The following is a 17,993-nucleotide window of genomic DNA, read 5'->3' as shown; positions in this document are numbered from 1 at the left end:
CGTCGATGTGCTTCTCGCGGGCCTCACTCGACTCCCATGTGCCGGCCCTGGGCCAGCCATTCGAGCCCGTCCTCCGGGTCGAGGGCCATGTCCCCGGCGATCCTGTCCACCGAGGCCGCGGTCATCAGGCCGGCGGACAGGTCCGAGAGGCCGCGGCGGGCGCCGTCGGGCAGCGCGCCCGGTTCGTCGAGCAGGCGTTTCGTGATGGGGTACCAGTACCCCCGGCCGATGAGCCGCGCGTGCGCGAGGGAGGTGGCGGCGGCGAGTACGTGCCCCAGGGCGCCGATCGTCTCTCCCGCCCTGACGTGGTCGGTCGCCAGCAGCAGGCAGCACGCCGCGCGCCCGCGCCACCAGGCGGCGGCGTTGTCCCGCAGCGCGACGGGGCAGGGGGGCCGCCCGACCTCGCCGTGCACGGAGACCGAGAGCGCGGCCTCGCTCAGCAGGATGTAGGACGGCACACCGCTGTGGATCTTGGGGTAGGAGTGGACGAGGAAGGCCCCCCTGTCCGCCCGTTCCCGCTCGGCCTCCAGGTTCGCCAGCGGGCGCAGGCAGACGTCGATCCTGGGGGAGACCGGCACCGAGAACTCCGACTCCTGGAACGGGTGGCCGAGGTTGGCGGTGACGAGCTCGACCGGCTCGCTCCCCGAGGGGAGACCGGGCAGCAGGCGGCGCAACTCCGCCTCGGAGGGCACCTCGTCGACGTAGACGAGGATGTCCCAGTCGCTGTCCGGCCCGGTCGGCCTGCCGCGGGCCCGTGAGCCCGCGATCCGGACGGAGCGGACCGCGGGCGAGCCGGCGAGGCCGTCCACGACCTGGCGGACCACGGGCGGAAGCGCGGGGACGTAGGAGGTTTGTGTGGTCACGGCCGCCCCCCGAGCCCCTGACCGCGCAGGTAGCGGGCCGCGGTCGCGCCGTGCTCCGTGCCGGGCAGCCAGTCCAGCAGGCCCGCCGCCAGCTCCTCGATCCGTGCGAAGAGCTCGGGTACGGCCGTCATGTCCCGGCGCAGCAGGGCGTCGGCCTCCACGAGCAGCCGGGGCCTGTCCACGGCGGCCGACAGGTCCGCGGTGAGGTGCCTGCCGAGGTTCTTGACCTCGTGCAGCACACGGTCGTCGGCGGCCAGGGCGCTGACGAGCAGGTGCTCGACCGCCAGGCGCAACTGGACCGAGGCGTCGAGCGGCAGCCCGTCGGCCCGGGCGGTCGCGGCCTTGCGATGGAAGTGGAGCGCGGTCAGGTACGTGGTGGCGCAGTGGAACGCGGGCAGCCACCCCAGCTCCATCCGCTTCCGCCAGCGTTCGACCGTCTCGTCCCCGTGCAGGACCAGGCCGCCCCGGAGCCGGGACAGGAGCCTGATCTCCAGCACGTCGAGGACGGGCAGCTCCAGATCCGGGGTGTCCGGGTCCCCGACGCGGGACATCCCGGCCGCGAGCTCGGCCAGGCCGTCCAGCGGACGCAGCACCTCAAGGCTGATCACCGGGTCGGAGGAGTAGATGTGGTTCAGGCACAGGCTCATCGGCCGCACCACGCACGGCGTACCGTCATCGGGCGGCGCCCAGCCGTACGGCGCGTCCACCACCAGCACGTTGACGTTGGAGCCGCGCATGGCCACGCCCTCGGCCGTGGAACCGGCCAGCACCACGCCGCAGCCGTCCGGCCAGGGGAAACGCCGTGCCAGCGCCTCAACGAGTGTGTCGTTCATACACCCCTCACCTCCGGCATCCGCCGGGCCGACTTGACGATCAGCATCGCCGGGACGCAGACCAGGCCGCCCAGCGCGGCCACCAGCAGGGCCGTACGCGTGGACGTCGTGTCCGCGAGCGCCCCCGCGACGGAGTACGAGATGGGCACCAGCACCTGGGACAGGGCCCAGTCGATGCCGAACACGCGCGCCACCTGGTCCCGTGGCACGGCGCTCTGCAACAGCGCCCCCCACAGGACCGTCGAGACGGCGAGCGCCGCGTTGATCACGAAACTGCCGGCCAGCGCGGGCCACGGCGACGAGTGGACGGCGAACCCCGCCAGGCCGCCCGCCATCACCCCCCACGCGAGGTAGAGCAACGTCAGCGTCCGCCTGTCGAGCGGCCTGCCTCCGACGAGGAGGGCGCCCGCGACCTGGCCGACCCCGCCGACGGCCAGGACGAGGCCGTACATCTCGGCACCGCCGCCGATCTCGTTGCGCAGGACGTAGGGGACGAGCACGTTCCACGGCCCCATGACGCAGACGACCGCGACCGCGCCCGCGGAGAAGGCGTAGAGCAGCCAGCGGTGCCTCCACGCGTAGCGCCAGCCGCCGAGGCTGTCGGCCAGCAGGTTCGCGCCGTCCCCGGGACCGGGGCTTCGCTCGGTGCCGACCCGCAGCAGGAACAGGAACGAGACGACGAAGGTGCCCGCGTCCAGCAGGAGCACCCAGTCCGCGCTGTAGTTCGCCACCAGGGCGCCGCCGACCACCGGGCCGACCAGCCGCCACATCAGGGGCCGGATGGCCTGGTCGGCCGAGTTGGCGCCCACCAGGTGCTCGGGGGGGACCAGGGACTGCACCATCGTCGCGAAGGCCGGGACGAAGACGGCCTCGGCGGCGGAGAACAGGGCAAGCCCGCAGAGAAGCCACCAGCCGGTGAGGAGGTCGGCCATGCCCAGCAGGCCGAGGGCCGCCAGCGTGACCGCCCGGCAGAGGTCACCGGCCAGCATCACCCGCCGGGCGCCGAGACGGTTCACGAGCGCCCCGGCGAGCAGCGCGGCGGGCAGCGCCGCCAGGGCCATCACCACCCCGATGGACGCCAGCGCCGTCGCGGTGTTGCTCATGGAGAGCACCAGCCACGGCAGCGCGACGAACATCATGCCGTCCCCGAGCAGCGAGACCGCGAACCCGGCCCACAGGTACCTGAAATCCCGGATCCGGAAGGGCCGCAGCTGCGGCCGGTCCGCCATCCGCGACAGCAGGGTGGTCCTGGGCTCCCTGGTCATCCGCGCTCCGGCCCCGCGGGCGTCTCGAACAGGCAGTGCCAGTGGAAGGACCCCGGAGCCGAGTGCTCCGCGTCGTGGATCGACAGGGGTTCGGCGGGCCGGTTCAGCGTGACCAGCCCGGCGGCGTCGCAGTAGAAGTGCGGGTGCACCTTGTCGTCGTCGGCGTCGGGCCGTACGAAGGTCCCCTCCGCGACCTCGACGCCCTGACCGTAGCCCCGGTTGCGGCGCGACAGCATCGTCACCTGGTAGAGCCCGCCGGGCCGCAGCACCCGGTGGATCTCCTGGACGGTCGCCCGCACCGCCTCCGGGTCTCCGTGGTAGATCGCGTTGTAGGCCAGCACGTAGTCGAAGTGGCCGTCGGGGTAGGGGAGCCGGTTCATCTGGCCGATCCGCAGATCCACGTCGACCCCGGCCTGCTCGGCCGCCGCGCGCGTGTGCTCGATCGCGGTCGGGCTGGCGTCGACGGCCCAGCAGCGGAAGCCGGACCGGGCCAGGAACACCGCGTGCCTGCCGACCCCGCAGGCCAGGTCGAGCACCGTCCGTGCCCGCCGTTCACGCAGCAGGCCGACGGTGCCGGCGACCCAGGGGTCGACGGTCGACCAGTCGGCGCGCCCGTCGCCGGTGCGCCACACCTGGTCCCAGTGCCGGTGGGCCGTGGTGCTGTCCGTCTGTCCCTGGTTCACGCCCACTCCCGCACCCCGATCAGCTCCCGGTCGAGGCCGTCGACGGCGGGGGCGCCGAGGAGGGCCATCGTGTGGTCGAGTTCCTCGGTGAGGGAGCGCAGGACTCCCTCCACCCCCTCCTGGCCGTCCGCCGCCAGCCCCCACAGCACGGGACGGCCCACCAGGACGGCCCGCGCGCCGAGCGCCAGCACGGTCGCCACGTGCGCCCCGGTGCGCACCCCGGAGTCGAACAGCACGGGCACCCGGTCGCCGACCGCCGCCACGACGCCGGGCAGCGCGTCCACCGCGGCCACGTGCCGGTCGGACTGACGGCCGCCGTGCGTGGACACCTGGATCGCGTCCGCGCCGGCGTCCACGGCCCGCCGGGCGTCCTGGGGGTGCAGGACGCCCTTGACGACGAGCGGGAGCCGGGTGCGGGAGCGTAACTCCGCGAGGTCCGCCCAGGAAACGGCCGGATCCGGGAACAGCTCGGTGACCAGACCGGCGGGGGTCAGGGAGGGGTCCCGGCGCCGCCGGTGGGCGAGCAGGTCGACGAAGCACGGGTCCTGGACGATCGCGGGCGGCGCCGTGTCGAACCGCCGGAACCCGTTGCGGGCGTCGCGGCTCCGGCGGCCGACCAGCGGGACGTCCACGGTGCACACCACCGCCCTGGCGCCCGCCTGCTCGGCCCGGTCCACCAGGGACCAGCTCACCTCGCGTTCCCGCAGCAGGTACACCTGCTGCCACAGCCGGCCAGGGGCGGCCTCGGCCACCTCCTCGACCGGCCGGGAGCTGAACATGGACAGGGTGAAGCCGAGCCCCAGGGAGTGCGCGGCGGCGGCCGTGGCCACCTCGGCCAGGGGGTGGCACAGGGCCTGCAGGCCCATCGGGGTGACCAGGAGCGGCGCGGAGAGCGGGGTGCCCAGCAACTCGGTCAGGGTGCTGCGGGCGGAGACGTCCCGCAGCACGCGCGGTGTGAGCGTCAGGGCGTCCAGGCGCTCGACGTTGCGCCGCATCCCCGACTCGTCCCCGGCGCCGCCCGCGCAGTAGTCGAAGGCCGCCTCGGTCATCCTGACCCTGGCCGTCTCGACGTCGGAGGGGCGGGCCGCGCGCTCCTCGACCCGGGGGCGGGGCTCTGGAACGGGGACGCCGGACGCGGGCGGCGGGTCGGCCGCGTGGCCGTGCTCGGCCAGCTCGAACAGCCGCTCGACCCCGGCGAGGTCGGGAAGGACGTTCTCCAGACGCCGTGAGGCCATCAGGTCGCGCAGCACCCGGGAGGTCTGCGCCACCAGGTTGCGGATGACGACGTTGGCGAAGATCACGGTCACCGGGCCGTGCTCGGCGAAGGACTCGGCGTCCACCCCGGGCAGCACGGTGGGAGCGAGCACCATGGGTCGCAGCGGGGCGATCCGCTCGACGACGGGGAGCAGCTGGTCGGCGCTGGCCCGGTTGGCCTGCGCGAACAGGGCGTCCGCGCCCGCCGCGGCGTAGCGCCGTAGCCGCCGCACCGCCACGTCGGCCCCGTGCCCGGCGACCAGGGCCTCGGTCCTGGCGATGACCTGGATGGAACGGCGGGCGGCCACCATGGCGGAGATCCGCTCGGCGAACGCCTCGGCGCTCAGCAGCTCCCGGCCGCTGAACCGGTCGTCGAGGGAGTTCCGCTTGGGGAAGACGTTGTCCTCGACGCAGATGGCGGTGGCGCCCGCGTCCTCGTAGAGCTTGGTCGCGAGCACGGCGACCTCGTCGCTGCCCCTGCCGGTGTCGGCGTCGACGTAGATCGGCAGGGATGTCACGGCCCGCACCGAGCGGACGATGGCGGCCACCTCGGTGACCTCCAAAACCTCGCGGTCCGGGACGCCGCGGCTGGCGGACATCTCAAGGCTGCCGAGCCACAGGACGTCGGCCCCGGCCTCCTCCGCGAGTAACGCGGTGATGGGGCTGTGCACGCCTATGCCGATGCGCAACTCGTTCATTGGGCTGTCTCCTGCCGGGAAACGTCTTCACGGAACCGCGCGATGAACCTCTCGGTGATCTCGGCCGGGTGAAAGGGGACCCGGGGCGGAGGCGGGCCGCCGTCCGTCGCGACGAGAACGTGGACCAGGCCGACGTGCCCCCCGCCGACCGCAGCGGACAGCGCCAGGGAGAGCGCGTCGCCCTCGGCCACGGAGACGGCCGTCGAGTACCCGCAGGCCTCGGCCATCTTGACGAAGGAGAACCGGGGCGCCGGCGACCCCTGCCCGCCGGTGCTCTCGTACATCCCGTTGTCCAGCACCACGTGGACCAGGGGGCCGGTGGCGGCCGCGGCCAGCGGCGCAGCCGACAGCCCCATGAGGGTGTTCCCGTCGCCCTCGACGGCGAAGGCCACCGTCCCGGACAGCTTCGAGAACCCGACGGCCATGGGGAAGGCGAGCCCCATGCTGCCCATCATGTAGAAGTTCTCCTCCCGGTCGGAGAGCGCGTACAGCGCGCGAGGGATGAGCCCGTTGCCGGTGAAGACCGCCGCGTTCGCCGCGTCGGCCGCTCGTGCGACGCGGGTGAGCGCCTCGCCTCTGGTCAGCATCCGCCGCTCACACCCCTTCCGGCGCGCACAGGACGGCGACGGGGACGCGGGAGGAGTGCGCGGTGCGCAGGGCCGCGCGCAACCGCTCCGCCACCCGCGCCGGGTCGGCCAGCCGGCAGCGCAGTACGGGGATGCCCAGCGCGTCCAGCACGGCGGGGGCGGGCCGGCCGATGACGGTGTGATGGGGGACGTCCCGGTCGTCGTGCCCGGCCCAGGAGACCATCAGCACCAGAGGGACTCGGTAGACGAGCGCCAGGCTGGTCAGCGCGTCGACGCAGGTCCCGAGGCCGGCGCTCTTCATGAACACCAGGGGTGTCGCGCCCGCCAGGTACGCGCCCGCCGCGAGCGCGACGCAGTTGTCCTCCCGCGTCCCGGGCAGGTAGCGGTCGGCGGCGCGGGGGTGTTCCGCCAGCCCGCTCAGGAAGCCCGCGAGGTGGGAGTCGGGCACGCCGGTGATGAAGTCGTATCCGGCCGCGAAGACCTCGTCGGCCAGCACGGGAGTTCGCTCGGTTTCTCGCGCGGCAATGACATCCAAGTCTGCGTCTCCAGTTCGCCGTACGCTCGCTGTGCTGTCGGGGGGGGGTGCTGCCGGGGCGGTTCTCAGGGCGGGCCGTCCGGGTGCGCGGCACGTTCGATCCACGGGGTGAGTCCTTCGCCGAGGTCGGTGACCCAGATGTCCCGCCTCGCCCCGTGGCATCCCCGCCACTTCTTGCTCCGCTCGTAGCCCAGCCCGTAGTCGATCGTCCGTACCCCCTCCTCCCGCGCGGCACGGACCGGGGTGTAGAACATCACGTCGAAGTAGGTCCTGCGGCAGGCCGGGTTCTCGTAGTCGAAACCGCACCAGAACACGTGCCACTGCTCGCCGTACCGGATGAACAGGCTGAACGCCAGCAGTTCTTCGTCGGCGGAGCGGCTGTGGAACAGCCGGAGGCGCTCCGGCGGGAAGAGCGAGGTGAGCCGCTCCAGCCTGGACCACTCGGTCTCCGGGGTGCTGTACCCGCCGTACTTCCCGACGAGGTTCATCCGCAGGCGGATCTCCGCCGCGCCGGGGACGTCCGCGGGCGCCGGGGCGGTGCGCACCCCGGCGCGGGCGAGGTCGCGAAGGTCCCACCGCACCTTCTGGCGGCTGGTCTTGGGGAGCCTGGCGACGTACTCGTCGAACCCGCCCCGCGGCACGTCGAGGACCGACCGCACCGTGCCGGGTATCCGCGACCACGCGGGGGAGGCCGAAAGCGCCGAGCACAGCGCGGGACCCGCCGCGTACAGCACCGCCGCGCAGACCGCCCCGGCGTCCCGCGCCCACGCCGTGACGGCGGCCAGCAGGTCGACGACCCGCTCAGGCGAGGGGCCGCCGGAGCTGACCACGTCGGCGTCGTAGCCGGGCTGCACGATCGCGAGGAACGGGAAGCACAGCGACCGTTCCGGGGCCTTGCCGGGCGGGCGCCGCTGGTCGGGGAAGACGGGCGGATCACGCCACATCAGCTCGTGGAGGTTGAACGACTCGTAGCAGTCCGGGTCCTCGATCAGGTATCCCGTGGTCGCGGCGAGGGTGACGCCGTCGCGCACGAGCCGGAAGTAGTGGCCCCGGCCCGGCGGTCTGTCCCCCATCATCTCCAGCCACGCGGGCGAGGTCAGGAAGGTCAGGTCGGGCCAGTGCGGCGGCAGGACCTCGTCGACGACGAGCCGTGCCCCGTCCCCGGTCCTCAACGCCGCTCCCATCGGATGGGGCACCCGCCGGTCAGCGGGCGTCCGTCGATCTCGGGGAAGTACTGCTTCCACTTCTCGGCCGTCGACCCCAGGCCGTCCCCGGAGTCCGAGAGCAGCGGAACGTCCTCGTACCGGGACAGGCTCCGGCGGATGCGCCGCTTGGCCGCGCGCCCCGCCGCCGTCGAACCGCCGATGTTCCCGAAGACGCTCCGGGACTGCATCGCGATGAGGAGGCACTGCCCCAGGGCCCGGCTGCGCCGGGGGCCGTAGGCCGGGCACATGCCGAAACTGAAGAGCCGTTCGCCGTCGAAGTTGAAATCCCATTTCGGGTCGTCGGGGTCGTCGGGAACGTCGGGGGGCCGTGGTCCCCTGTCAGACGAATGCAGGCCGGAAAGGACCTTCCAGAAAAGGGCGCGGTACCCTGCGAAGTCGCGTTCGCCGGACGGCGGGCCGACCATGAGGAGGAACGAAAGCCGCTCTTCGGGGGAACCGCGCTGGATTCCGATGAAATGCACGAGGTCACGGGCCACGGCAGCCACCTCGCCGGAGAAGTCCCGGCGCAGGTTCATGAACGTGTAGTAATTGTTTCCCGCGGCTTCGCCGATGGCGCCGAAGTGACAGGGGTAGGGAAAGGGATGGGTGGAGAGCAGGGCGTCACGGATCCGCCGCCGTTCCCGGGAGACCCATTCGGGGGAGTCCTCCGGCGGTTCCTGGGCGCTCGTCCACATCCGCGCGGAGGCTCTCTCACCCACGCGCGTCACCGCCCGCGACCGGGTCGGGATAGGCCACCGGCGGGAAGTACTGCGACGTCGCCAGGACGGCCCTGGACCAGGGGTCGACCCTGATGCCGTAACCCTCGAGCGCGGTCCACAGCCGGTCGGTGTCCAGCGGCGGCCCCTCGGGGGTGAACGTGGAGCCCAGGGCCCGGCGCAGGATCAGGTCGGCGGAGCCGTCCAGGCTCTTCGCGACACGGGCGACGAGCTCGTCGTCGAGCGGGGTCTCCGGCGTCCCGGCGAGGTCGTGGGCCACGGAGGCGGCCTCGGAGTCCGGTACGAGTTCCCACAGGTGGGCGATCAGGACCCTTCTGAACTGGTCTCTCACCTGCAGGAAGCCGCGGTTCTCCCCGGTTCCCGGCGGTCTGTCGAGCAGGGAGGCGAGGGTGCGGGCCCCCGGTGTCGCGAGCTGGGTGTGGCTCTCCGGCAGTTCGCCGCGGCCGAGGTTGCCCCACTCCCTGACGAAGAACGTCCGCCAGTCCAGTTCGGCCTCCTGCGGGCTGTCCGAGGCGTGCAGCAGGCCGAGGATCGTGTTGACCGCCCCGTAGCGCAGCCGCAGCGAGGAGGCGGACGCCCGTTCGAGCGGCCCGGAACCCTTCATCTCGGTGAAGCGCCGGTGGATGTCGGGCCCGCCGGTCAGCAGGAGCGCGAGTGAGGGCCCGAGCCGGTACAGCGCGTCGATCGCGCGGTACCGGTAGGTCCCGAAATGGATCCTCCTGAGGGCCAGGTCGTCGTAGATGACGTCGAGCAGGAGACTTCCCGGCTGGACGACCCGCGCCGCCACCTCCTCGCAGTCGGCGTTCAGCACGTCGTCCACGATTCGGCGCCCGAGCCCGCGAATGAAGGAATCGGGACTCACGACGACCACAAGATTACGGGACCAGTCCACGGCCTTTCACCTCTCGTACGCTCAATAGAATTTCAAGAGGTTGTGCAGTGTTTCCGGACGGGCGGGAAATGAGGGTCGCGCGTCCGTTTGTCATCTTTCCGGAAACGCGGAGGGAACTCTTCCCGAGAACCGTTCCGCTATAAGGAAAGCACTGTCCCGCACGCCTGGCTGAAAAACGGCCCCCGGTGCGAGTGAATATGTTCGACTTCAAGAGCATGCGACATGTCAAGAAAGCGCGTCAACCGTGAACGGGCGATTGACGGCACCGGTCCGGCCGGTCCGGCTCGTTCCGTGTGTGACGGATGTCTCCGTTCGCGGGTGGGACCTGGGGTTTCGCGGATCATGACCCGGCCCGTCACATGGCCGGCGGGTGGGGTGTGATCTACGTCACTCATGGGCCCGGCGGGTTCCGGCAGGAGTGCGGGCGCGGTCCTTCACTTCGGTCGGAAAGAGGCGTACGTTTCGTCAAGTACGTACTTGACGTTCATTGCGGAGTTGGCGCTGGTGGACCCTTCGGAGACCGAGTTCGTCGATCGCATGGGGCTGATCATGGAGCGGCTGGGCAGGACGCGCACGATGGGCCGCCTGCACGCGTGGCTCATGATCTGCGACCCGCCCGACAGGTCCCTCACCGAGCTGGCGGCGGAGCTGGGCGTGAGCAAGACCGCGGTCAGCACGGTCGCCAGGCAGCTGGAGCTGAGCGGGATGGTGGAGCGCGTTCCGACCGCCACCCGTGAGCACCGCTACCGGACGGCCAGCGGCGAGTGGGCCGAGATCGTGCGGGCCCAGCTGGTCGCCGTCAGGCAGAGTCTCGACACGCTCGATCTCGGACTGTCGATCGTCGGCGACGACCGGCCGGACCAGCGCGCCCGGCTGAAGGAGACCCGGGACTTCTACGCCTTCGTCCTGCAGGACGCGGACGGGATGGTCGAGCGCTGGAAGGAGTACCGCGAGAAGACGTCCTGACGTACCGCATCAGGCAGAGGGATCCTCAACCAAGGAGAGGCGATGTCAGGCATCGTCGAACGGTACGACATCCCCAAACAGCACTTCTGGCTGCACGGGCCCCGATCGGGCCCGGCGGTCGAGTTCGACAGCCGAACCGGGCTGTGGAACGTCTACGGTTACCAGGAGACGCACGAGGTCTTCAGCGACCCCGCGACGTACTCCTCCGACACCATGCGTGTGATTCCCAAGGAGATGTCGTTCGGCGAGGAGTTCTCGCTGGACGGCTTCATCACCCAGATCGACCCGCCGGAGCACGGCAAACTGCGCAAGCTGGTCAGCAACGCCTTCACCAGGAAGGTCGTGGCGGACCTCGAACCGAGGATCGCCGCCCTCACCGGTGAACTGCTCGACGCGGCGCGCGAGCAGGACCGCTTCGAGCTCGTGCGCGACCTGGCCTACCCGCTGCCGGTCATCGTCATCGCCGAGCTGCTCGGCGTGCCCAGCGGCGACCGCGCCCTGTTCAAGCAGTGGGCCGACGCGCTGTTCCAGCGTGACGCCGAGATCTCGCTCAACCGCTCGGAGGAGGAGCGTAAGGCGGACGTCGCGGCCACGTTGAAACCGTGGCGGGAGATGTCCGCCTACCTCGCCGCCCACGCGGCCGAGCGCAGGCGGCAGCCGCGCGCCGACCTGCTCACCAGGCTGGTCGAGGCCGAGGTGGACGGCGAACGCCTGCCCGACGACCAGGTGGTCAACTTCGCGATCATCCTGCTGCTCGCGGGACACATCACCACGACGATGCTGCTCGGCAACACGGTGCTGTGCCTGGACGCATTCCCCGAGCAGCAGGCCAGGGTGCGCGCCGACCGGTCCTCGATCCCGGCTGTCATCGAGGAGGCGATCCGGTACATGACCCCCTTCGCCCTCCTCGGCCGCGCCACCACCCGGGAGGCCGAGCTGGGCGGCGTGACGATCCCGGCCGACAAGATGGTCATGGTCTGGCTCGCGGTGGCCAACCGGGACCCGCGCCAGTTCCCCGACCCCGACGTCTTCAACCCGGGCCGCGACCCCAACCCGCACCTCGGGTTCGGCAGGGGCATCCACTTCTGCCTGGGCGCGCCGCTGGCCAGGCTGGAGGGACGGGTCGCTCTGGACATCCTGCTCGACCGCTTCGAAACCCTGCGGACCGACCCGGACGACCCCGTGCTGTTCATCCCCACCCCCTCCCTGACGGGAGTGCGCCGCCTCCCGCTCCTCCAGGGATAGGCACCGTACGGCCGCCCCCGGAGACCCGTCTCCGGGGGCGGCGCCTGTCCCGGCCGCGCCATTCGACGGTCCGGCCGTGGGTAGCCGCCGGCATACGGGGCAGGGGCAGGAGTACGGAATCGGAAGGGGGACCAGAGATGGAACGGGGAAGCACCAAGCACGGTCCGCGGCTGGACGACGAGCAGAAACACGAGGTTCAGGGCGTCGTCCAGGGAGGAGAGGACAGCAGCGTCGAGGAGTGGAAGGAGCCGGAGCCCCTCGACGCCCCCGGTGAGAGGGATCTCGCCCCGGGACCCCGGCCACCCGGACACGAACCGGGCTCCCCGGAGGAGATGACCCCGGAGGAGGTGGACAGCCGTAGCGTCCTGGCCCGCTGGATCAGCGGCACCCACGCGTTTCCCGCCGACCGCGCGACCCTGCTGGCCCGCGCCGAGGCGCAGTCCGCGCCGGATCCCGTGCTCTCCGCCCTGCGGGCGCTGCCCGACCGGACCTTCGCCAACGTCGAGGAGATCGCCGACACGCTCGGTTTCGGCGGCAGGGAGCAGCGGGACTGACCGGCGGGCACGGCCCCGCCCTGCCCGCCGAGGGGAGACCCGCCGGAGACGCGCGACATGACGCCGGAGAGGAGCGGGACGGACGGGCCGAGAGTGACGGTCGTGGTCGCCAGCCGTGACCGCCGCGCCGAGCTTGGGCGCTCCCTGCCTCGTCACGAGGGGCCGGTGATCCTGCACGGTCGAACAGGACGGCGGCTGGACGAGGGACGGTCAACGGCACCTCCGAGGACGGACTCGCACGAGAACCTCCCCGCGACAGGGCCGCGCTCTACCTCCGAACAGGTCAAGCAAACGATGCCCTTCACAGACCGGAGCCGCCCGTGGCGTCGACGACCCGGCCGCTCACCCAGCGGGCGTCGTCGGAGGCGAGGAAGGCCACGACGTCCGCGACGTCCTCGGGGGCGCCGACCCGGCCGAGCGCCGACAGAGCCGCGGCCCGCTCCCAGGCCTCGGGGTCGGCGCGCAGCCAGCCCGCGTTGACGTCGGTGTCGATGATCCCCGGCGCGACCGAGTTGACCGTGATCCCGCGCGGGCCGAGCATCTTGGCGAGGTTGAGGGTGAAGGTGTCCAGCGCGCCCTTGGTGGAGCTGTAGGCGATGACCTCGGGCAACGCTATCCGGGCCGCGCCGCTGGAGACGTTGATGATCCGGCCGCCGTCGTTGAGCCGGGTCAGCGCGTGCTGGACGATGAAGAATGGCGCGCGGACGTTCACCGCGAACACCCTGTCGAACTCCTCCTCGGTAAGGGCGGTGAGGTCGGAGCTGCGCGCGATGCCGGCGTTGTTGACCAGAATGTCGACCCGGGCGTCGCCGGTCACGGCGTCGAAGGCCGCCCACATGGCCTCGGCGTCGCCGTGCTCGCCCAGTTCGGAGCGGAGGGCGAAGGCCCGTCCGCCGTCCTTCTCGATGCTCCCGACGGTCTCCGCCGCCGCCGCGTCGTCCTGCGCGTAGGTCAGCACGACGGTGGCCCCGTCGCCCGCCAGCCGTCGCGCGACGGCCCGGCCGATACCCCGGCTGCCCCCGGTGACCAGCGCGACCTTGTCCGTGAGACGTCCCATGACGAAACTCCTTTGTTGAGTGATTGCTCAAAAAATACGGTAGCACGGATTATTGAGTGAGTGCTCTAGAATTTGTGCCATGACCGAGAGCCGCCGGGGCCGCCCCCGCACCTTCGACCGTGACGAGGCGCTGGCCAAGGCCGTCCGCCTGTTCTGGGACCGCGGCTACGAGGCCACCTCGGTCAGCGACCTGACGGAGGCGATGAACATCAGGCCCGCGAGCCTCTACGCGGCCTTCGGCGACAAGAAGTCCCTGTTCAAGGAGGCCGTCGTCGCCTACCAGAGGGCGGCGCCCGCCACCTTCGCGAGGGTCGCCCTGCGTGAGGAGCGCACCGCCCGCGGCGCCTTCGCGCGCATCCTGCGCGAGGCCGCCGAGGCCTACACCGACCCGTCCCACCCGGCGGGCTGCCTGATCATCCGCTCGGCGACCAACGTCAACCCGAGGGACGCCGACGTCGAGGCCTTCCTCCGCGACATCCGCAACGCCAACGTCGCCGTCTTCACGGCCCGTCTCGACGAGGCCGTCCGCGCGGGCGAACTGCCGGACTCCGTCGACACCCGGGCTCTGGCCCGGTACTTCGGAGCCGCTCTTCAGGGCCTGTCACAACAGGCGGCCGACGGCGCGACCGCCGCCGACCTGCGCCCGGTGGCCGAACTCGCCATCGGAGTCTGGCCGGCGCCGCCGGAGACTCCCTGAGCGGCCGCCGGTGCTCCGTGCACGGGTGTGGACACCGCTCTTTCGGCCCGGCCCCTTTTCCGCGAGGCCTGGCCGAAGTCCTTTCGGGGAGGCGTGTGACCTTCGAGGGCGACGTTGCGTTCCCCGGAATCCGGGAATCCCGTCTTTAGTGATGGTTAACGACAAGTCGCTCGGGGTGGGGAGGCGCCACAGGCTGACGCGGCCGGCCACGATGCGGACAGGGGGTGGCCGATGTCCTCCTCGCGAGATGTCACGGGGATGCTGACCGGCCTGCTGGAGGCCAGTCACCTGGCGGAGCTGGAGCGCCTGCCGTTCCTGGTCAGCGAGTACGCCGCCCGCGCGGGACTTCGGGAGGTGGCGATCTACCTGGCCGACCTCCAGCAGACGGTGCTGCGGCCCCTGGCCGGGCCGGAGGAGGCCGGAGAGGAACCGGAGGAACTGCGCATCGACGCCACCCTGGCCGGGCGCGCCTTCCAGGAGGTGCGCCCGCTGGCCAAGACCGGTGCCGACGGGCGGGCGGACCACTGGTGGGTGCCGGTGCTGGACGGCACGGGACGGCTGGGCGTGCTGCGCGTCCGGCCGCCGGAGGACGACCAGGCGGACCGGGACGCCATGCGGCATCTGGCCTCGATGGTGGCGCTGCTGCTGGTCAGTCACCGCGAGCACAGCGACTCCTACGCCCGAGTGGTGCGCACCCGGCCGATGAACGTGGCCGCGGAGATGCAGTGGAACCTGATGCCGCCGCTCACCTTCGCCAACCGCCGGGTCACGGTCAGCGCGGTCATGGAACCGGCCTACGAGGTCGGCGGGGACGCCTTCGACTACGCCATCGCCGGTGAGGCCCTGCATCTGGCCGTCTTCGACGCCATGGGGCACGACACCTCGGCGGGGCTGACCGCCAACCTTGCGATCGCCGCCTGCCGTAACCACCGCCGCCAGGGCATGGGGCTGGCGGACAACAGCGAGGAGATCGAGCGTGTGCTGATCGGCGAGTTCGGCAGGACCACCCGGTTCGTCACCGCGATCATGGCCGACCTGGACATGACCACCGGCCTGTTCAGCTGGGTCAACCGCGGTCACCACCCGCCGGTGGTGATCCGCCACGGTCGCTGGGTCACCACCCTGCGGTGCGTCCCGGCCCACCCCATGGGACTGAACCTGAACCTGCCGGTCACCCCGTGCCGGGAACAACTGGAACCCGGGGACCGGGTGCTGCTGTACACCGACGGCATCACCGAGGCCAGGGGCCGCACCGCACAGGAGTTCGGGCTGCAACGGTTCATCGACTTCGTCATCCGTCACCACGCCGCGGGCCTGCCGGTGCCCGAGACGCTGCGCCGCCTGATCCACGCCGTGCTGGACTACCACGGCGGCCGTCTGCAGGACGACGCCACCGTCCTGATCGTCGAGTGGCACGGTACGGAGGGCCGACGGTACGACGGGCCGGAGGGGCTGCGTTCCGCGCTGATCGGTGAGCGCGCGTGAGCGGCGTCAGGACAGGTTCCACATCCCCACCCGGACCCGCACCCCCGAGGAGGCGTGCAGGAGCGGATCACCCTCGGGAGAGGGAAGGCCCCCGGCCCGCAGGAGGTCCTGGTCGAGACGGACCAGGCGGGCACGGCGCAACGGCCACGGCCGGTGCTCGACCTCGGCGTGGGCCGGCCTGCCTCCGACGACGGTGAACAGCCGGTAGCGCTCGGTGAGGAAGTCGGTGAGTTCGTCCCGCTCGGCGTCGAGCAGCGGGGCGCCGAGTTCCACGTCGGCGTCGCATCGGGCGCCCGCGGGGCCGATCAGCCGGCGCCGGCAGCGGTAGGCCCGCCGTTCCCCCTCGACGCGCACGGACATGTCGGACCAGTGGTAGGGCAGCCCGTAACCGGCCCTGCCGCCCAGGGCGGGAAGGAGCCGTCCGGCGTCCAGCGACAGGAACCACAGGCCACGGCGCCCCCGCGCGTCCCGCACGTAGGTGCGGACGTTCGTCTCCGGGAACCGCGACAGCCACGGCAGGGCCGGTGTCCCGGGCACCCGTACGTCCTCCATGAGGAAGGGCGTCAGACCGACCCACGCCGAGCCGTCGAACTCCTCGGCCGTGAGCCAGCCGGGAAGCAGCGCCTGGACCTGGGCGGGGGAGTAGCGCCAGTGGATGAAGGTCATCTGGGACCACCCGTGGTACATCACCGGCCGGGTGACCTGTGGAGGCTGTGTCGTCCGCATCCTGTATCGCTACCCAGGAGGGGCCGGTTCAGGGGTGTTTGAGAAGGTCGATGACCGCGCGTTCCGCCGCGCCGTGCGTGGCCGGGCCGTCGGCCTCGCCGAGGTCGGTCAGCGCCCGGTGGATGGTCCTGCCCCGCTCGTAGGCGGTGACGACGCGGGGGTCGACGTAGGAGGCGCGGGCGACCGCGGGGGTGTTGCCCAGGTGCCCGGCGACCTCCCGCATGACACGGGCGACGGCCCTGCGGCGCCCGGCCCGGCTGCGGACCCGCCGCGAGACGGCCAGGCCGACGGCGGCGTACACCGTGGCGTGCCAGGTGCGGAAGTCCTTGGCGCTGACCTCGGTCTCCATGCGTTCACGCAGGTAGGCGTTGATGTCGTCGCTGCGGACGTCGACCCAGGAGCCGTCGTCCTCGTAGCGCAGCAGTTCACCCTTGGCGCCGGTCCCGCGCAACGCGGTGACGACCTCGCACACGTCCGGATCGTCCAGTTCGATCTCGCGCAGCCTGCCGCTCTTCGCCGGGTAGCGGAAGGCGACCCGTCCGCGTGAGCAGGTCACGTGCTCCATCCGCATCGTCGCCAGCCCGAAGGACTCGTACGCCTCGCCGCCCACCCGGAACAGCCCGATGTCGAGCATGCGGGCCGCGGCGGCCAGCACCCGCTCGCGTGTCAGGCCCGGCTGGTCGAGATCGGCCTGCACCTTCTTGCGGAAGTCCGGCAGCCTCTCCGCCAGCTCGGCGACCCGGGCGAACTTGAGCCGGTCCTGCTCCTCACGCCAGACGTCGTGGTAGCGGTACTGCCGCCGCCCGGCCGCGTCGGTGCCCACGGCCTGGATGTGGCCTTTCGCGTCGCGGCAGATCCACACCTCCCGCCAGGCGGGTGGCAGCGCGAGCGCCCTGATCCTGGCGAGCGTCCCGCGGTCCCTGACCGGACGCCCGTCGGCGTAGGCGTAGGAGAAGGAGCGCCCGCGGCGTCTGCGGGTGATGCCGGGTTCGGCCGGATCGCTGTGACGCAGTTCGTGCATGCCGTTCCCACTACCCCGGGAGCGGTTCTCATTCGGCGAAGCCCGCCGTGTTACGCCGGCCCGTACGGCCTCGCGCACCCGGCGCAGCCCGGAGAGGTCGTCGGAGGAGACCGGCTCCTCGAACCAGCGCACGTCCCACTCCTCAGGTTCGGCGGCGAGCCGGATCGCCTCCTTGGCGGTGTAGGCGCCGTTGGCGTCGACGTACAGCTCCGCCTCCGCGCCGATCGCCTCACGTGCCCGCCGTACCGGACGGACGTCCCTGTCCCGCCCTGTCTTGAGCTTCACCCTGGGGACGCCGTCCCGGTGGACCCAGCCGCCGAGCTGCAACGTCTACGGGCAGATCCTCTGGGAGCAGATCGTCCTGGGCTACCCGGAGTACGCGGTGCGGCACCGGCGGCCTGAGGCGGACTTCTCCTCCTGGGCCCGGGGCTGCGGCGGCTACGGCGCGAAGACCACCGCCCCCGGCGAGGTGGCCGGCGCCGTCCGTGAGGCGCTCGCCCACCCCGGCGCCGCCCTGGTGGACGTGGACGTCAACCCGAACGAGCCGCCGATGCCGGGGAAGGTGAGCTACGAGCAGGCCAAGCACTTCACCGAGGCCTTCCTCCGAGGTCAGCCGCACAAGGCGGCCACCCTCGCCACCGTCGCCCGCGACAAGATCAGCGAGCTCAGGTCATGACCGCCCAGACGGTC

The 17,993-nt window shown here is 71.9% G+C and carries 19 protein-coding genes; 6 read left to right on the top strand and 13 right to left on the bottom strand.

What is annotated here, in order from left to right; genetic code table 11:
- Window positions 1-23 precede the first annotated feature (23 nt).
- The 10 genes from ACFYY8_RS23280 to ACFYY8_RS23235 form a co-directional block, all read right to left on the bottom strand.
- A complete protein-coding gene (locus ACFYY8_RS23280) occupies window positions 24-863 on the bottom strand; it encodes a nucleotidyltransferase family protein (RefSeq protein ID WP_390044131.1) in 840 nt (279 codons plus the stop codon).
- The gene (locus tag ACFYY8_RS23275) at window positions 860-1,696 is read right to left on the bottom strand and encodes a hypothetical protein (RefSeq protein WP_390044129.1); all 837 of its coding nucleotides are present in this window, start codon (window positions 1,694-1,696) and stop codon (window positions 860-862) included. The genes ACFYY8_RS23280 and ACFYY8_RS23275 overlap by 4 nt, the downstream gene beginning before the upstream one ends.
- Complete coding sequence (locus ACFYY8_RS23270) at window positions 1,693-2,961, bottom strand: MFS transporter (protein WP_390044126.1); 1,269 nt, start codon at window positions 2,959-2,961, stop codon at window positions 1,693-1,695. Before ACFYY8_RS23270 ends, ACFYY8_RS23275 begins: the two co-directional genes overlap by 4 nt.
- Window positions 2,958-3,644, bottom strand: a complete 687-nt coding sequence (locus tag ACFYY8_RS23265; protein ID WP_390044123.1) for a class I SAM-dependent methyltransferase — start codon at window positions 3,642-3,644, stop codon at window positions 2,958-2,960. The genes ACFYY8_RS23270 and ACFYY8_RS23265 overlap by 4 nt, the downstream gene beginning before the upstream one ends.
- On the bottom strand, window positions 3,641-5,596 hold the full coding sequence (locus ACFYY8_RS23260) for an alpha-hydroxy-acid oxidizing protein (RefSeq protein WP_390044121.1): 1,956 nt from the start codon (window positions 5,594-5,596) through the stop codon (window positions 3,641-3,643). Before ACFYY8_RS23260 ends, ACFYY8_RS23265 begins: the two co-directional genes overlap by 4 nt.
- Window positions 5,593-6,183 carry a thiamine pyrophosphate-dependent enzyme gene (locus tag ACFYY8_RS23255; protein WP_390044119.1) on the bottom strand — a complete coding sequence of 197 codons (591 nt, stop codon included), beginning with the start codon at window positions 6,181-6,183 and terminating at the stop codon, window positions 5,593-5,595. Before ACFYY8_RS23255 ends, ACFYY8_RS23260 begins: the two co-directional genes overlap by 4 nt.
- A gap of 7 nt (window positions 6,184-6,190) precedes the next feature.
- On the bottom strand, window positions 6,191-6,718 hold the full coding sequence (locus ACFYY8_RS23250) for a thiamine pyrophosphate-binding protein (protein ID WP_390044117.1): 528 nt from the start codon (window positions 6,716-6,718) through the stop codon (window positions 6,191-6,193).
- Window positions 6,719-6,783: 65 nt separating this feature from the next.
- Window positions 6,784-7,902: a GNAT family N-acetyltransferase gene (locus tag ACFYY8_RS23245; RefSeq protein WP_390044115.1), complete on the bottom strand. Its 1,119-nt coding sequence runs from the start codon at window positions 7,900-7,902 to the stop codon at window positions 6,784-6,786.
- Window positions 7,887-8,642 carry a YqcI/YcgG family protein gene (locus ACFYY8_RS23240; RefSeq protein WP_390044113.1) on the bottom strand — a complete coding sequence of 252 codons (756 nt, stop codon included), beginning with the start codon at window positions 8,640-8,642 and terminating at the stop codon, window positions 7,887-7,889. Before ACFYY8_RS23240 ends, ACFYY8_RS23245 begins: the two co-directional genes overlap by 16 nt.
- Entirely contained in the window at window positions 8,635-9,522 is an 888-nt protein-coding gene (locus tag ACFYY8_RS23235) for a hypothetical protein (RefSeq protein WP_390044111.1), read from the bottom strand. Before ACFYY8_RS23235 ends, ACFYY8_RS23240 begins: the two co-directional genes overlap by 8 nt.
- A 507-nt stretch (window positions 9,523-10,029) precedes the next feature.
- On the opposite strand from ACFYY8_RS23235, the gene ACFYY8_RS23230 reads away from it, so the two are divergent.
- From ACFYY8_RS23230 to ACFYY8_RS23220, 3 genes are all read left to right on the top strand, one after another.
- A complete protein-coding gene (locus ACFYY8_RS23230; protein WP_390044109.1) occupies window positions 10,030-10,518 on the top strand; it encodes a GbsR/MarR family transcriptional regulator in 489 nt (162 codons plus the stop codon).
- Between the two features lie 42 nt (window positions 10,519-10,560).
- The gene (locus ACFYY8_RS23225; protein ID WP_390044107.1) at window positions 10,561-11,763 is read left to right on the top strand and encodes a cytochrome P450; all 1,203 of its coding nucleotides are present in this window, start codon (window positions 10,561-10,563) and stop codon (window positions 11,761-11,763) included.
- 137 nt (window positions 11,764-11,900) lie between these two features.
- Window positions 11,901-12,317, top strand: coding sequence for a DUF2795 domain-containing protein (locus tag ACFYY8_RS23220; RefSeq protein ID WP_390044105.1), 417 nt, complete (start codon window positions 11,901-11,903; stop codon window positions 12,315-12,317).
- A 301-nt stretch (window positions 12,318-12,618) separates the two neighbouring features.
- On the opposite strand, the gene ACFYY8_RS23215 is transcribed toward ACFYY8_RS23220, so the two are convergent.
- A complete protein-coding gene (locus ACFYY8_RS23215; RefSeq protein WP_390044103.1) occupies window positions 12,619-13,374 on the bottom strand; it encodes an SDR family oxidoreductase in 756 nt (251 codons plus the stop codon).
- Window positions 13,375-13,453: 79 nt separating this feature from the next.
- Here ACFYY8_RS23215 and ACFYY8_RS23210 point away from each other — a divergent pair, with 79 nt between their 5' ends.
- Together ACFYY8_RS23210 and ACFYY8_RS23205 are read left to right on the top strand one after the other, a co-directional pair.
- Entirely contained in the window at window positions 13,454-14,071 is a 618-nt protein-coding gene (locus tag ACFYY8_RS23210) for a TetR/AcrR family transcriptional regulator (RefSeq protein WP_390044101.1), read from the top strand.
- A 231-nt stretch (window positions 14,072-14,302) separates the two neighbouring features.
- Window positions 14,303-15,556, top strand: a complete 1,254-nt coding sequence (locus tag ACFYY8_RS23205; protein ID WP_390044099.1) for a PP2C family protein-serine/threonine phosphatase — start codon at window positions 14,303-14,305, stop codon at window positions 15,554-15,556.
- Window positions 15,557-15,562: 6 nt separating this feature from the next.
- Here the strand turns inward: ACFYY8_RS23205 and ACFYY8_RS23200 are convergent, their stop codons facing one another.
- Window positions 15,563-16,222, bottom strand: a complete 660-nt coding sequence (locus tag ACFYY8_RS23200) for a YqjF family protein (protein WP_390044096.1) — start codon at window positions 16,220-16,222, stop codon at window positions 15,563-15,565.
- 88 nt (window positions 16,223-16,310) lie between these two features.
- A complete protein-coding gene (locus ACFYY8_RS23195) occupies window positions 16,311-17,588 on the bottom strand; it encodes an enolase C-terminal domain-like protein (protein ID WP_390044093.1) in 1,278 nt (425 codons plus the stop codon).
- Between ACFYY8_RS23195 and ACFYY8_RS23190 the strand changes: the two genes are divergently transcribed.
- Window positions 17,578-17,979 carry a thiamine pyrophosphate-dependent enzyme gene (locus tag ACFYY8_RS23190; protein WP_390044091.1) on the top strand — a complete coding sequence of 134 codons (402 nt, stop codon included), beginning with the start codon at window positions 17,578-17,580 and terminating at the stop codon, window positions 17,977-17,979. The two genes, ACFYY8_RS23195 and ACFYY8_RS23190, sit on opposite strands and share 11 nt — an antisense overlap.
- Window positions 17,980-17,993: the final 14 nt, after the last annotated feature.

The organism is Streptosporangium sp. NPDC001559, from assembly GCF_042893955.1.
Classification (GTDB): Bacteria; Actinomycetota; Actinomycetes; order Streptosporangiales; family Streptosporangiaceae; genus Streptosporangium.
The sequence above is the reverse complement of the archived record's forward strand: the minus strand, read 5'-3'. Positions and strand labels throughout refer to the sequence as shown.

What these genes read in the sequence shown, in the direction of transcription:
- ACFYY8_RS23275 (WP_390044129.1), bottom strand. Translation starts at nt 1,696, where the DNA reads ATGAACGACACACTCGTTGAGGCGCTGGCACGGCGTTTCCCCTGGCCG.
- ACFYY8_RS23270 (WP_390044126.1), bottom strand. Translation starts at nt 2,961, where the DNA reads ATGACCAGGGAGCCCAGGACCACCCTGCTGTCGCGGATGGCGGACCGG.
- ACFYY8_RS23260 (WP_390044121.1), bottom strand. Translation starts at nt 5,596, where the DNA reads ATGAACGAGTTGCGCATCGGCATAGGCGTGCACAGCCCCATCACCGCG.
- ACFYY8_RS23255 (WP_390044119.1), bottom strand. Translation starts at nt 6,183, where the DNA reads ATGCTGACCAGAGGCGAGGCGCTCACCCGCGTCGCACGAGCGGCCGAC.
- ACFYY8_RS23245 (WP_390044115.1), bottom strand. Translation starts at nt 7,902, where the DNA reads ATGGGAGCGGCGTTGAGGACCGGGGACGGGGCACGGCTCGTCGTCGAC.
- ACFYY8_RS23225 (WP_390044107.1), top strand. Translation starts at nt 10,561, where the DNA reads ATGTCAGGCATCGTCGAACGGTACGACATCCCCAAACAGCACTTCTGG.
- ACFYY8_RS23220 (WP_390044105.1), top strand. Translation starts at nt 11,901, where the DNA reads ATGGAACGGGGAAGCACCAAGCACGGTCCGCGGCTGGACGACGAGCAG.
- ACFYY8_RS23215 (WP_390044103.1), bottom strand. Translation starts at nt 13,374, where the DNA reads ATGGGACGTCTCACGGACAAGGTCGCGCTGGTCACCGGGGGCAGCCGG.
- ACFYY8_RS23210 (WP_390044101.1), top strand. Translation starts at nt 13,454, where the DNA reads ATGACCGAGAGCCGCCGGGGCCGCCCCCGCACCTTCGACCGTGACGAG.
- ACFYY8_RS23205 (WP_390044099.1), top strand. Translation starts at nt 14,303, where the DNA reads ATGTCCTCCTCGCGAGATGTCACGGGGATGCTGACCGGCCTGCTGGAG.
- ACFYY8_RS23200 (WP_390044096.1), bottom strand. Translation starts at nt 16,222, where the DNA reads ATGACCTTCATCCACTGGCGCTACTCCCCCGCCCAGGTCCAGGCGCTG.